The 13,505-nt window shown below is 29.5% G+C and carries 15 protein-coding genes; 3 read left to right on the forward strand and 12 right to left on the reverse strand.

The window, feature by feature from the left end:
- Nucleotides 1–114: 114 nt before the first annotated feature.
- The 7 genes from ACTNBA_RS10615 to ACTNBA_RS10645 all read right to left on the reverse strand — a co-directional run bounded on the left by ACTNBA_RS10615 (nt 115) and on the right by ACTNBA_RS10645 (nt 5,909).
- Nucleotides 115–1,353 (reverse strand): MFS transporter, encoded by a 1,239-nt coding sequence (locus ACTNBA_RS10615; RefSeq protein ID WP_441073975.1) that lies wholly within the window; start codon nt 1,351–1,353, stop codon nt 115–117.
- 1 nt (nt 1,354) lies between these two features.
- Nucleotides 1,355–1,927: a hypothetical protein gene (locus tag ACTNBA_RS10620; RefSeq protein ID WP_441073976.1), complete on the reverse strand. Its 573-nt coding sequence runs from the start codon at nt 1,925–1,927 to the stop codon at nt 1,355–1,357.
- A 176-nt stretch (nt 1,928–2,103) separates the two neighbouring features.
- Nucleotides 2,104–2,826, reverse strand: coding sequence for an ABC transporter ATP-binding protein (locus tag ACTNBA_RS10625; protein WP_441073977.1), 723 nt, complete (start codon nt 2,824–2,826; stop codon nt 2,104–2,106).
- A 79-nt stretch (nt 2,827–2,905) separates the two neighbouring features.
- A complete protein-coding gene (locus ACTNBA_RS10630; protein ID WP_441073978.1) occupies nt 2,906–3,553 on the reverse strand; it encodes a TetR/AcrR family transcriptional regulator in 648 nt (215 codons plus the stop codon).
- Nucleotides 3,554–3,851: 298 nt separating this feature from the next.
- On the reverse strand, nt 3,852–4,301 hold the full coding sequence (locus tag ACTNBA_RS10635; protein WP_441073979.1) for a hypothetical protein: 450 nt from the start codon (nt 4,299–4,301) through the stop codon (nt 3,852–3,854).
- 224 nt (nt 4,302–4,525) lie between these two features.
- Nucleotides 4,526–4,651, reverse strand: coding sequence for a hypothetical protein (locus ACTNBA_RS10640; RefSeq protein ID WP_441073980.1), 126 nt, complete (start codon nt 4,649–4,651; stop codon nt 4,526–4,528).
- Nucleotides 4,652–4,886: 235 nt separating this feature from the next.
- Nucleotides 4,887–5,909 carry a DUF4351 domain-containing protein gene (locus ACTNBA_RS10645; protein WP_441073982.1) on the reverse strand — a complete coding sequence of 341 codons (1,023 nt, stop codon included), beginning with the start codon at nt 5,907–5,909 and terminating at the stop codon, nt 4,887–4,889.
- Nucleotides 5,910–6,249: 340 nt separating this feature from the next.
- On the opposite strand from ACTNBA_RS10645, the gene ACTNBA_RS10650 reads away from it, so the two are divergent.
- Together ACTNBA_RS10650 and ACTNBA_RS10655 are read left to right on the forward strand one after the other, a co-directional pair.
- Nucleotides 6,250–6,801: a YcxB family protein gene (locus ACTNBA_RS10650; RefSeq protein WP_441073983.1), complete on the forward strand. Its 552-nt coding sequence runs from the start codon at nt 6,250–6,252 to the stop codon at nt 6,799–6,801.
- A 38-nt stretch (nt 6,802–6,839) separates the two neighbouring features.
- The gene (locus ACTNBA_RS10655) at nt 6,840–7,433 is read left to right on the forward strand and encodes a hypothetical protein (protein ID WP_441073985.1); all 594 of its coding nucleotides are present in this window, start codon (nt 6,840–6,842) and stop codon (nt 7,431–7,433) included.
- Between the two features lie 88 nt (nt 7,434–7,521).
- On the opposite strand, the gene ACTNBA_RS10660 is transcribed toward ACTNBA_RS10655, so the two are convergent.
- The 5 genes from ACTNBA_RS10660 to ACTNBA_RS10680 all read right to left on the reverse strand — a co-directional run bounded on the left by ACTNBA_RS10660 (nt 7,522) and on the right by ACTNBA_RS10680 (nt 12,326).
- Complete coding sequence (locus ACTNBA_RS10660; RefSeq protein ID WP_441073987.1) at nt 7,522–9,609, reverse strand: ABC transporter permease; 2,088 nt, start codon at nt 9,607–9,609, stop codon at nt 7,522–7,524.
- Nucleotides 9,609–10,364 carry an ABC transporter ATP-binding protein gene (locus ACTNBA_RS10665; RefSeq protein ID WP_441073988.1) on the reverse strand — a complete coding sequence of 252 codons (756 nt, stop codon included), beginning with the start codon at nt 10,362–10,364 and terminating at the stop codon, nt 9,609–9,611. Before ACTNBA_RS10665 ends, ACTNBA_RS10660 begins: the two co-directional genes overlap by 1 nt.
- A 26-nt stretch (nt 10,365–10,390) precedes the next feature.
- On the reverse strand, nt 10,391–10,828 hold the full coding sequence (locus tag ACTNBA_RS10670) for a helix-turn-helix domain-containing protein (protein WP_441073990.1): 438 nt from the start codon (nt 10,826–10,828) through the stop codon (nt 10,391–10,393).
- 262 nt (nt 10,829–11,090) lie between these two features.
- Nucleotides 11,091–11,525: a DUF3788 family protein gene (locus ACTNBA_RS10675; RefSeq protein ID WP_441073992.1), complete on the reverse strand. Its 435-nt coding sequence runs from the start codon at nt 11,523–11,525 to the stop codon at nt 11,091–11,093.
- A 369-nt stretch (nt 11,526–11,894) separates the two neighbouring features.
- Nucleotides 11,895–12,326, reverse strand: coding sequence for a hypothetical protein (locus ACTNBA_RS10680; RefSeq protein ID WP_441073994.1), 432 nt, complete (start codon nt 12,324–12,326; stop codon nt 11,895–11,897).
- A gap of 394 nt (nt 12,327–12,720) precedes the next feature.
- Here ACTNBA_RS10680 and ACTNBA_RS10685 point away from each other — a divergent pair, with 394 nt between their 5' ends.
- Nucleotides 12,721–13,158 carry a GNAT family N-acetyltransferase gene (locus ACTNBA_RS10685; RefSeq protein WP_441073995.1) on the forward strand — a complete coding sequence of 146 codons (438 nt, stop codon included), beginning with the start codon at nt 12,721–12,723 and terminating at the stop codon, nt 13,156–13,158.
- Nucleotides 13,159–13,505 lie beyond the last annotated feature (347 nt).

Raw genomic sequence — 13,505 nt, forward strand, 5'->3', positions numbered from 1 at the left:
GTATTGCCCATAGAAAAACGTAAAAAATAGCATTATCACGTCCCTACTAAAATAAGCTTTACTTTAGTAGGGACTTTAGGTTAGTTTTAGAGGGATTGCTCATAATAAGAACTATCATGATGCATCCATATTTTTGAATATATCCTTTGATGTAATGGAGATGGCTGCAGATAGAATTGCAACCACTAGCAGAATAATCCCTGTATGATTTGAAAATTGATCAAAAGCTACCCCATATATGGCTTGCCCAATCGGTTGTGCACACATGGAGAGAGAAATCATCACTGCGATTACTTTTCCCACAAGCTCTGGCGGTGTTTCACTTTGAACTGCTGCAATCATCTGTACACTGAACATTGTGGCAAGTGCCATGATGACAAAGCTTGTGGCTGTAATTACCGCATAGCTGACCATGTTTGCCATGCCTAGTAGCAGTGGAATTGCCATGACCCCCACGGATAGGCTGCAAAGAAACATCAAAATGTGTGAACTTGTAAGCTTTAGTTTTTTGCTGAATACGGCGGTTAAGATTCCGCCGCAAAGTCCGCCAAGTGCCATGGCTCCCTGTGAAAACCCAAGCAGCTCATCACTCATTTTAAGTGTGCCAATAATTAGAATAGGCATGCCAACAATCAACATTGATGATAGCACCAGATTGAAAATGGTAGCCAGACCAATGATATTAATGAGGACTGGTTTTTCTTTTTTCATATAATTTGTGCTGTCAAGAAAGTCACTTTTTATAATTGTAGATATTTTCATTGCATTATTTCTTTTTTCAAAGGGTATGTGTATAAAAATCTCCATTATAGCAGAGGCAGAAAAGCAAGCAATACTAATGAGAAGGATGGGTACAATGCCAAAAGTACCAAATAACATACCACCAATAATAGGTCCCAAAAGCCCTGCCAGTGCACCAACCTGGTTGACTACCGCACCTGCTGATAAAATTTTATCTCCTGAAACCAGCAATGGAATACTTGCTTGCACTGTTGGCTGATAGGTGCCACTAATGCCATAAAGTAACATTAAAACAGCAATAAACAGCGGAACTATAGGTAGTTTTCCAAGAGCCATAAAGAAGAGAAAAACAATGCTTGCCGTTAAAAAATCAAGTGCTACCATGATATTTCGCTTGTTCACTCTATCGGCCAAAATACCTCCTAAAAATGAGAGAAAAATCATGGGAAGAAAGGAGGACGCTGTTACAATTCCGAAAAGAGATGCTGAGCCTGTTTCTCGCAAAAGATAGAGAGGAAGCGCAAATCGCAAGACTGCATTACCAAACATTGAAATGATTTGTCCGATTACTACAAGTGTAAAATTCCTATTAAATAGGTTAGTTTGTTCCATATTACAATGCCTCCATCTTATTTACCTTTGACAACAGCTCCATAAATACTACAAGACCTAACACTAGTAAAACAACCATTCCTATTAGCCTGATTTGCAAAGAATTTTCAGGTATAAACGACATCATATTGCCAAATGGAATAATTAACAGAAAGGATGTTACTACAGTAGCTACCAATGACTTCCTCCAAAATCCTATACGCATTGCTATAAGACCTATTGAAGCTGCCAGCAGTGCTGAAACTCCTGTTGTAACAAGTAGGTTTGGCCACATTCCACCTGTAAACAAATTGGGTAAAATATGAAAAGTATTTGATAAAAAAGCAAACATACTGATTGCAACAATATTACATATAGATACCGCAATGGCAGTGAAGAAAAACACAAAGCTACATTTTGCAAAGAGAATTTTGCTTCGCTTTATTGGGTATGAGAACAATAGAATTGCTCTTTTCCCAGTATATTCTTCAACTGTAAATTTAGCGTGCATAATAGCAGATAAGACACCGAATGCAGCAACAAACAGTATGGAAATCAAAGATATAAAATTATTCCATTGGCTAAACATACTCAAATCTGTAGGCAGGGAAACGCCTCCTCTAATTTGGATCATCTGCTGTGATTGTTCAATTTGTGGTATATATGCTGTTAAAAAGCAAAATCCAAATCCAAAAATCAAAATAAGAAAGGATGCCACAATATAAGATCTAATTTTGTTTCTTTCAAGTTCTAAATTTATAAGTTTTATCATTATAATTTTCCTCCTCTCATTTTTTCAATTAAGAAATCTTCAAGATTGTTTTCATGCTCTACAATTAAGTCCTTCACATTAGCTTCAAGGGTTAACGTGCCATTTGCAATGACCGCAACTCTTTCAACGGTTTGTATAACTTCGCTTAAAATATGACTTGAAAGTAAAATTGTCACCCCTTGATTTTTAAGGGAAATAAATAAATCTCTCATTTCCTTAATTGCAACAGGATCAAGTCCATTAATGGGCTCGTCAAGGAGCAATACCTTGGGACTATGTATCATACTTCTAGCAATGCCTAAACGCTGACGCATACCAAGAGAAAACTTTGATACTGGTTTATCGCCCACATCACCAAGACCGACACGTTCAAGGGCTTTTGATATATCTGCATCCATCCCCATATATCTAAGATGAATGGACAAATTGTGAGCAGCATTCATATGCTCATAAAAATACGGTACCTCAATAAGACTGCCGATGTTACCGAGTACCTGGTCTCTTTGGGCCCAAGCATTTTTAGCCAGAACATACGCACCACCCTCAGTTGGCTCAAGCAGCCCAGCCATAAGCTTTAAGAGGGTTGTTTTCCCCGCTCCATTTACGCCTAATATGCCATAAATCTCACCCTGTTTAACTTTCATTTCTAGACGATTTAATACGGTCTTGCCATAAAATTCCTTGCATAGTCTGTTTGTATGCACTGCAAATTGATGTTCCATAAACTTCTCCTCATTCATATACCGACGTTCGGTATGTATTTTACTAAAAATATTCTGCCCCCTGAGGAGCAGTTATTTTTTAACCATTGTAGCGACTACTGTACTCAACATATTGTAAGATAGTCTCTGTATCTAAAATATCAATTCCTATTCCATTCAAAAGCACACTGAAAAATTCCATTTTCCTACGCATTTCTTCAGGTGTAGATTTTGCAAACACAGGGTTTACCCAAATATTCATTAGCGTAATGATAACCTCAGCAAGTTCCTTTGGATAAGCGGTTTCAATTGAACCATCACTTATTCCTTCCTTGATAATAGGCTCAATATAGCATGGTACAATCAATTCATAGATTTCTATAACTTGTTTCATCACAAATTTAGGATCACTCATAATTTTGTTTGACATTGCTATAATCGCATTACTACCCGGATTAGCGTAGCCGGCTTTAATCATCATTTTTAGCTTTTCATAGCCAGTCATTGTCTTATCATCACGGAGTTTATTGAAATAAGCCGTGTTTTCATTGCCAATCTTCTCACATACTGATTGAAAAATTTCCTCCTTGGATTTAAAATGATGATAGATTGCCCCCTTGGAAAGCCCCCCTAAATTATTGATGATATCTTGAATTGAAGTGTGTTCATAACCTTTTTCAATAAAGAGCTTCAATGCTTCCTCTAAGATTAGGTTAACTGTTTCTTCTGGATATTTATTTCGTGCCATACAGCATCCACCTCCATACCTACCGTTGGTATCTATATTATCATTGATGATTTTTCTTGTCAAGCACTAATATACTATAAAATTTACTCTAGCAATCATAAAATAAATATTTAGACATATTAATCTATACCATGACTACCTGCTCTAAATTCCCATGTTTTTTTAAGTAGGAGTAAAGAGCGATTACCCATGCTAAGAACTTACACCCGTTAGACTAAGCCATGCTAGGCGCATAAGAAAAAATAAGGTAGAAAGTAATATCATAATTACTTTCTACCTCTTAAATTTAAATTAATTATTAGTTATTAAGCCATACAGTCCCAAATACGTCAACATAAGCGCTTGTATCTAGGGATCTAATTTTAATCTTATATACTCCAGCTCTAAGATTAAAAGTTTCAGGATACCAGCCATCTCCACCTATTGTTTGACTAGTACGATAAAGTTCATATTGTCCTACTCCAACTCTTCTCCAGATTTCAAATACCATATGTTGGCGACTTCTGTCACTAGTACTCCATTTCTCAATTTTATTATGGATATCTACTTTTCCGTCTCGTTTTAATTCAAAGGTTCCATAAGTATTAGTATACCAGTCTAAAACAAAACTATCGCGAACACCTTTTGCATAGTATGTCATAAGATTTTCTTGTGCAAAAGCCTTAGAACTAAAACCCAAATTACAACCAAGGACTGTTAAAAGTAAACATAAACTTATTACAACCCTTTTTAAATTATTTTTTTTCATCTTTTTATCCTCCTCGTATAATTATTAATCTCTACTATATTATTACATAAATAGGCATACTTTTCTTTAATAACTACATGAAAGGGTTATTTTTAAACCTAACTTTCCAGTATTATCACTAATTTTCCAATATTATCACCATTTTTATATATCTTTGTATATATTCTAAATACATCTTAATCTATATTCTTATATAGAAAAACTATAGTTAAAAATTTTTAGAGCTAACCACGTTCTCTTTGTAGTCTTCCATCTGCCTCTAAAAAAGCTTCGTTTTTATCAGAGTACTCATGCTTCATAAACTCTGAGAATTTTATAGTAACTTTTTCTTCTATCAAAGGTAATTTCATTGTAAATTTGGTTCATCCTATAATAAGTTATGAAAGTGGCAATGAAACTGTTGATACTAATGCTGTAGTAGGTATCTCCTATCTAAGAGAATATTAGTATTTATCTTTTAATAACAATGATTTTAAAGGCATGGTGATTATCATATAATCCCATGCCTTAACTTCATTTTCTTTATTTAAGCTTATTAAATACAATACAAATGATATAAATACTATTACTTATTTGTATGATTTGTTATACTTTAGTAAGCTTAAAATACTCTTCCAATTCCTCCACAGAATCTATATCAAAAATATCCATACCAATCTTATCAATGATATTAATAGGTAAATTCATTATCTTATCCTCATACTCTGCTGGTATATTTTTAAACTTCTTTAATAATTGCTTAATTAACAGTTCTGCTTTGCCTTTATTAATTCCTTTTTCTATTCCCTTTTCTATGCCCCTCTTTTCAACCTCTGGATCATATAATGTTTTTGTCATTCTACTCACCTCATTTTCTAAAATTTCATCTTTAATAAAATTTCTATTTAGGTATTCTATTAAATTTTGTATTGCTAACAGCATTTTATGAAAGTCTTCTCCTAGGATTTCATTAGAATCGAAGAGTTCCTTAGATTCATTAGCCAATTTTGTTGCTAGTTTCTTTGCCTTATAGGATAATTCTTTCATCTTTTCAATGTTATTATTCTTGTTTGCCTTTATTAATTCCTTCTTTAATTGAAATAATTGTAGTGGAATAAGCGGATACATCTTTTTATGTATAAGTTCATCATCTGAGTATTCCCAATACTTAAGCACGGGTACTGTATAATCAATTTCTTGACTATCCGGAAATACTATATTTAACCTTAATTTATCCTCTATATTTTTATTTTCTTCAAAAAATATGACCTTTTGTTTAGGAAAAATAATCTTCTTAATATGGCTGCTTTCATCTGCTTCTTCCTTTGCTTTTTTAAAGCCATATTCAAACATTCTAACTATCATGGTGCTATCATTTTTAGTTTGAAATTCTAGGTGATAACTTACTTTTTGATTTTCATTTTTTGAAATCTTAAAGAACATATCTCCTCTTAATACATCTAAGGTGTCCTCAATAAACTCATTATTACTTACAGTTAAACTAACCTCATCTACATTAAAGTTTTCTTCAAAGACTCCATTTAATAGGTTAATTAAAACCTTATTAGAGGTGGAAAACAAAAACTTTAATACCTGATCCAGTTTAACTTTTTCCTTTGTTGATTCCAAGTTTGCACCGTCCTTTATAATTAAATTATATAGTAAAAAGAGCTCAAATTAAATATATTTTATAGCTATATATTAATTATAAACACAAACATTCGTTCTTATTCATTTCAATCCGTTATTTCTACAGTTTTTCAATAGGTTCAAGATATCACAGGAAGTAATTTAATATGTACTTAGGTGTTATTCCATAAGTTGTATTTCATACCATTATATTTTAATAAGAAGATACTTTTGGTATAATATAAATTAGCATCAGTGGTATTAGATATTATAGATAATTAATAAATTAAGAAGATGGCTTAAATGGTATCAAAAATTAATTGAAAGCTGAGGTGATTTAATGACTCTTAAATATACTAGTAGTTTAGAGGATTGGATAGAATTTCATTATTTCTTAGATACAATTAAAAAGAGCAGAATTTTTTATTTTAAATTTAGAAAAATAGCCTTATATGCATGTTATCTATATTGCCTATGTACTATACTATACTTACTCTCACTTATATACAAATCTTCTTTTGATGTTAAGGTAATTGGTGATGTAGTTATAGGCACATTAGTAGTTATTATCCTAATTATATTATTGAATATCATAATTAAATTAGAACCTAAATTTTATTTAAATCGAATAAAAAAAGCCTATAAACTAGGTATTGAAAAAAAACCAAATCTTATAAAAGAAAAAGAAGTGACTTTAAAACCTGATAAGTTTGTAGTTGCAGTAGATAACTCTGAAACAGAAATACACTTTGAATCTATTTTTAAGATATTTGAAAACAATGATAAGATATATGTTTTAAATAAGAAATATAAATCTTTATTGATAATACCCTATGAAGCCTTTAAAGACAATGATGAAAGACTTGATTTCTTAAGTATAATAAAAAAGTAATCATTCCATTATCACTATAAAAAATTTCGGAGGTTTTTATGAAAAAATTTAAACTTATTTATATTGGTATAGCAACAATGTCCTTATTAATGGTAGGTTGTGTTGATAAACCTAATGTAAAAGAAGATAAACCAAATAAAGATATTTCTGCTAGTAGTCCTATTATTGATAATACTGACAAAGATGAAATAGATAATACTGTAATTGCAGAAAGATATAAGAATGTAAAAAAAGAGGATTTAACATACGAAGTAGTACCAGAGTCCTTTTATTTCTACGAGAGTGAAGATGATTTAGTATCTAGTTCACTTTTAAATGAAATCCCTAATATTGATGATAAAAAATATGGATATATATTAGAAGATTACACCTATGCATGTGAAGTTAATCCAACTGACATAACCTATGATGAGGCATTAGATTTAATTTACAAAGTATTACCAGATGATATAAAAAAAGAAAGAGAGAAATTTAATAAAAATAATGAAATAAAAAACACAAATTTATTTTTTTCTTCTAGCAAAGGTAATTTCATTGTAAATTTGGTTCATCCTATAATAAGTTATGAAAGTGGTAATGAAACTGTTGATACTAATGCTGTAGTAGGTATCTCCTATCTAAGAGAATATTAGTAATCTCTTTTAATAACAATGATTTTAAAGGCATGGTGATTATCTTGTAATCCCATGCCTTAACTTCAGTAAAAATATTTTCTATTGATTAAACACTATTGACTTCCTTTATATATTTATTTTTACTTATTTTATAGAATATAAACTGAATTAAAATTTCTAAAAGAAGAGTAAGAATTGACTTCTTCATTAACAGTTCAGTGATTCCACTATTAAATACCATAATATATAAGAAATATACTCCTAACATTCCTCCTATAAATATGGGAACAAAGAAAATTATTCTTAACTCCTTCTTGATAATAGATTGTACTTCATTCTCCAAAATTCCAACTTTAAATAAGATACTGTTTCTTTTTCTCTCTTCATTAACATCAGAAATTACTTTATAATATAATACTACTCCATTAGTTATAATAAATAGTATTCCTATAAAAATCGTAGTGAATAATAACATACCGTTATCATCTAATTGCATTCTGATTAACTCTTCTCTATAAAGTGGCCTATATGCTTCCAAGGTTCCTCTTTCATCCTCAGATATCTTACCACCCCATAGCTGACCTTCATTCCAATAAGTGCTATCTAAATCGTTAACACCTTTTAAATAGTTTAGTAATCCTTTAAAGGCAACATCTTTATTCCTTACATTCATTAAATGTAAGTTTTTAATGGCTTCTTCTTTTACATTTTTCTTTATCATATTATAGTCATTATCGTTAAGAATAAATGCGAATCCTGAATCATATTCTCCACCATATCTAAAATTAGTGAATTGCACACCTTTTTCTTTTCTAATTTTATCAGCGTTTATTTTCAAAGAGTGAGATTCTTTAACAAGTTCATCAAATTGTTCTTTCTCTATCAAAGTCCCATGTTCTAGTGCTAACTTATTCACTATTTCTAGATTATTATCCTTAAGAGTTAAAAAAATCAAATTTGGAATCTTATAGTCTTTACTTTCATTTTCAACTGTAACATATAATGCCTCATTAGGTTTAATATTAATATCTATTCCTATATGTTTATTATAGTTTGACTGGCTAATTACTGAATGTCTAGTATTTAAAACACTAAGATTACCCGATTCTTCCTTAAATACAGGTACTTCAATATATTCTAATTCTTTGTATTCATCTATACTTCCACCATTATCTTTAACAACATTTACAACATCTTCTCTATTTACACTGTTATACTTGTTACTTTCAACAAACATAATATCATATGGATTTTCATTTGAAATATATTCCCTAGTTGAAACATAAATTGAATAACTATATCCTACAAATAGCATAGCTCCAGCTAATAGTAGAGAAGTAATAAACAATATGTTTTTATATGCTAAAAATCTATGAGATAAATTGCTTAAAACCAACAAGTTATTATTATATATATTAGGAAACTTCTTTAAAATAGCTTTGATCAAGGTAATGATTGCACCAATTATTATATATGGACAAATTATAATTACTAAAAATAATCCTAGTATTATAGGTGCAACATTCTCAATATTTCCCTTTAGGATAATAATAGGTAAATAATATAAAGCTGCCATAAAAATCAATATAGTTACTACGCCAATAAATACATTAGTATGTCCAACTTCCTTTTTTACATCAGCTTTAATTCCTTCAACAATAGATATACTTCTAAGGTAAAATATGTTGAATATTACATTTCCTAAAAATATTATTGCAAATACACCAGCACTTAATAAAAAGCTCTCATAATTCAATGTGTACTGGATATTAGCTCCACTAACCATTTTATTTAGAGCCATATAGAACATTCTTCCCAAAACTGTGCCACTAACAATTCCCGTAACTAGAGAAGCTATCATAACCCCGATGTTTTCCATAATAACCATTTTAGTTAAATCTTTGTATGTCATTCCTAATGTTAAATACACACCAAATTCTTTACCTCTATTTTTCAAAAAGTATATATTGGTATATGTAATAAAGACTATAGAAAATATGATAATTCCCACTAATGCCAGCTTTACTATGCCATATGTTGATGTTTTCCCAATACCTTTGATTATGGCAGAATTGTACATTAAACTTCCATACATAAATAGCATTGCGCATATTAAGGAATTAACAAAATAGAAGGATATATACTTATAAAAATTATAGAAAAAATTCTTTTTTATGATAGCATGAAAGGTCATTAATTATCTCCTCCTATAAGACTTTGAACTTCTAGAATTTTATCAAATAATTTCTTTCGGTTCCCATCAGAGGTAATTTCCATTTTTATTTTTCCATCTTTTATAAATATAATTCTTTTACAGAAAGAAGCTGCAAAGGGATCATGGGTTACCATTAACACTGTACTACTTTTTTCATCATTCATTTTGGCTATAGTTGTCATAACATCATTTGCTGATTTTGAATCTAAATTTCCTGTTGGCTCATCTGCAAAGATTATAGTTGGATTATTAATTAATGCTCTTGCAGCAGCAACTCTTTGCCTTTGACCACCTGAAATATTATAAGGATATTTTTTCTTCAAATCTAATATATTAAAATACTTCATAAGATCATTTAAACTATTTTCTATTTCACTTTGATCTTTCTTATCTAATATAAGAGGTAATGATATATTTTCTTCAACAGTTAAACTATCTAATAAATTAAACTCTTGAAAAATATATCCAATATTTTTTCTTCTAAATAAAGCAAGTTTGTCCTTTTTCATTTCACTAATATCATTATTATTAATAATCACATTACCTGAAGTACCCTTATCTACACCTGAGAGAATGTTAAGTAAAGTACTCTTTCCACTTCCACTTGGCCCCATTATGCCTACAAATTCACCACTATTAATAGTGAAATTTAATCCATTTAAAGCACTAACTTCTTTTGCTCCCTTAAATGAAGCATATACTTTAGTTAACCCATTAACTTTTAATATTTCCATATACTATACCCCCCTAAAAAATAAAATTATCTCTTTTCTTTATTCTTTCTTCTAATAACTTCTAACACATATCCTATTCCCATACCTATAAAAGTCCCTGCAGTTCCCCACATAAAATTCCCTGTAATCACACCAACACCTGTCCCGATTATAAAACCTCCAAGCATTAAATTTACTGAATCTTCATCCTCATCTTCTTCATCATAACTATCTTTGTTATCACTAGATACATACTCTTCTTGATTTATGCTTTTTCCTTTATCTGTTTTTTCATTAACCATCAACTCATCTAAACTAACATTAAATATATCCCTTAATAATATAAGATTATCTATATCTGGATATGCTTTACCTGATTCCCACTTTGAAATTGCTTGACGTGATATGTTTAACTTTTCTGCAAGTTGTTCTTGTGATATATTTTTTTCTTTTCTTAATTTTTTTAGATTTTCTTTAAAATTCAAAGTAACCACCTCATGTCTAATTATCTCTATCTATTTGCTATTATACAAGCATATATTAGTTACTTTAGCTGTAAACCAGTGGTTGCATCAATTAAAAATTAAGCTTAGATTCCTTAGTCTTGATATAGAAGTTAAAAGCAAAGAAAAAAAGTGCCCCATCCTACAAAGAATAACACTTTTTATCAATTAATAAGCTATTATAATAAATTTGCCAGTGAAGGACTTCAAATAATAGGTAAAGAACAGAAGATTAAATTTAGTATTACTTTACAACAGGCTTCTTTTTAAAAGCTAATAATCTTATTATCTCTTCTATATCTTCCTTTGTTTTAGGTCTGTAATTAATCCATCCACCATCACTACAAGGATATTTATTCTTCCATAGTTCTTTAGTTAAAGATAACCCTCCATTAATTACTTCATTGAGTTTTTCCTTATCTTTTGAACTTATTTGCATCATTACATCTATATCGCCACTTTCAAAAAAGATATAACATAAGTGCTTGGTTTTATGTGAATACTTATATCCCCAACCGTAATTATTTCCAAATGGGAACTTTAATTCCTTTTGCATATCATATTGTTTATCAAAGGTTTCTTCAAATTGTTTAAATAATTTTTTCGTATCATTTCCAATGAATTCAAAAATCTCTTTTTCCGTAGGTATATTATTTTTATCTAACATCCTATTACTCATATTAACTTCTCCAATCATATATTATATAAAGAAATCCTTATCCAGGGACGTAGCATCTCTTTACTCCCACTTTGAAGAAGATAGGAGTATTAGAGCTGGTAATTATCGAATAAAAATTAAATAATATAATTTTTTACTGTTTTGTATTATCATATATATATTATACGTAAGTTGTCAATAACTTGTCGCATAAATGCTTATAACTATTCATTATAGTGTTTATTAGGTATACAAGTTCCCGTTATATTAAATTTCTTCATCAAAATCTATCACCATCTTATACTGATATTCTATAATATAAAAGGGTTATTTAAACATAGAGTAAAATTTCAAGGATTTATTTTATGTTTGCTAGAGTATCTTACTTATTTAATTTTTCAAATTATATTTTATTTCTATTTCATTAATTTTATCTATATCTATATTTGTGTTAGAAATATATGTTGTTTCTTTATCATTTTTGTAAATAGTAATCCTATCATAACCATAATTAAATGAAACTACATTTTTATCATTAATAAACAATCTAGCTTCCAAACAATATCCTGTCTTTCTTGATTGGCTATAGCTTTTTTTAACTTTAGTATTGTCAAGCTGGTTTAAAAATTCTTCTATTTCATGTTTATCCGTTATTTCTACAGTTTTTCCATAGTTTCCAGAGCTCATAAGTATCTTATCTACTTTTGTAAAATCAATATCTAGTATACTTTTAAAATCCTTTGGGATAAGAAATAGTCGTGAAATCAGTCCTATAATAATTATCACCAATATAACCAGTAACCCAATACTCTTTTTCTTCATATCTAGATCCTCCTTAATAAATATAAATAATGTGGTTAATTCATTTTACGAACTACTGGAAAAATAGCCTGTAAAAAAGAATGCAAAAACGGTTAATGCAACTCCTTCTAATATAGAAGTCACCCTATCATAATACCATAAATTCAAAATAAAGTTAATTCATTATGTTTGTCTCTTTGAGTTAAGTAAAGGTCGATAAATTCTAGTCTTCAGAGGATTGTTTTCCTCTTACTGATAAGGTATATATTTCAATATTTTATAGTAATTTGTATTATGTTTACTATAATGATACACTAATAAATAGGTCGTATATGTAAACCATAACAAATCAAAATAACATCTAGAGATTTATTTGATTTTATTATCTCAAATTTAAAAATAGGGAGGAAACTCTATGGGAATTATGTTAAAACAAGTAACAAAAGAAAATTGGTGCGAATGTAATAATTTAGAGGTTTATAAAGAACAAGAAGGAATTGTTGCACCAAATTATAATTCAATCATTTTAAGTTTATTATATGAAAATTGGAATGCAAAATGCATTTATGAGGATGATATACTAATTGGACTTCTTTTATATGGAATTGAAGAAGATACAAGTAAACCAATGTTACTTAGATTTATGATTGATAAAAAGTTTCAAGGTAAAGGATTAGGGAAAAAAGCAATGCTAAAATTGCTTGACTTAATAAAAGTTGAATATGGCAATATAAAATTCTATACAACAGTTTCGCCCCAAAATATATCTGCAAAGAAGTTATATGAAAGTGTTGGATTTGAAGAAACTGACGAAATAATGTGGGATGAAAATGTAATGGTAGTACAATTATAAATAAAACCATTAGCAAGTGACTCCAACAAGACACGTCATCACTAAAATGTTACCCATTACCCAAATTAGGAACAAAATGAATAAATTTTGTTCCTATTAAATTATTAAAATGCATATGAAAAATATTCAAAAAACCCACAAACCCGTACAGCGCCAACAACTAGTTAACTAGTTATATAGTTAACTAGGTTTATATTTAACTAGTTTCCTAGGTAAAACTTTAAATATATCCCTATTGGACTTACGTCAATATTTTGGACACGATATTTCTATAAATTTGACGCCTTAACTAAATCTTCTTTAGCTTGAGGCGTTATATAACCAATAGAACCATGAATTCTTTTTCT

This window comes from Clostridium sulfidigenes, assembly GCF_052067195.1.
Classification (GTDB): Bacteria; Bacillota; Clostridia; order Clostridiales; family Clostridiaceae; genus Clostridium_J; species Clostridium_J sulfidigenes.

Excerpts from the sequence above, each read along its gene's own strand:
- ACTNBA_RS10625 (WP_441073977.1), bottom strand. The coding sequence starts at position 2,826 with ATGGAACATCAATTTGCAGTGCATACAAACAGACTATGCAAGGAATTT.
- ACTNBA_RS10650 (WP_441073983.1), top strand. The coding sequence starts at position 6,250 with ATGACTCTTAAATATACTAGTAGTTTAGAGGATTGGATAGAATTTCAT.
- ACTNBA_RS10665 (WP_441073988.1), bottom strand. The coding sequence starts at position 10,364 with ATGGAAATATTAAAAGTTAATGGGTTAACTAAAGTATATGCTTCATTT.
- ACTNBA_RS10635 (WP_441073979.1), bottom strand. The coding sequence starts at position 4,301 with ATGAAAAAAAATAATTTAAAAAGGGTTGTAATAAGTTTATGTTTACTT.
- ACTNBA_RS10640 (WP_441073980.1), bottom strand. The coding sequence starts at position 4,651 with ATGAAATTACCTTTGATAGAAGAAAAAGTTACTATAAAATTCTCAGAG.
- ACTNBA_RS10675 (WP_441073992.1), bottom strand. The coding sequence starts at position 11,525 with ATGAGTAATAGGATGTTAGATAAAAATAATATACCTACGGAAAAAGAG.
- ACTNBA_RS10615 (WP_441073975.1), bottom strand. The coding sequence starts at position 1,353 with ATGGAACAAACTAACCTATTTAATAGGAATTTTACACTTGTAGTAATC.
- ACTNBA_RS10685 (WP_441073995.1), top strand. The coding sequence starts at position 12,721 with ATGGGAATTATGTTAAAACAAGTAACAAAAGAAAATTGGTGCGAATGT.
- ACTNBA_RS10660 (WP_441073987.1), bottom strand. The coding sequence starts at position 9,609 with ATGACCTTTCATGCTATCATAAAAAAGAATTTTTTCTATAATTTTTAT.
- ACTNBA_RS10630 (WP_441073978.1), bottom strand. The coding sequence starts at position 3,553 with ATGGCACGAAATAAATATCCAGAAGAAACAGTTAACCTAATCTTAGAG.
- ACTNBA_RS10655 (WP_441073985.1), top strand. The coding sequence starts at position 6,840 with ATGAAAAAATTTAAACTTATTTATATTGGTATAGCAACAATGTCCTTA.
- ACTNBA_RS10680 (WP_441073994.1), bottom strand. The coding sequence starts at position 12,326 with ATGAAGAAAAAGAGTATTGGGTTACTGGTTATATTGGTGATAATTATT.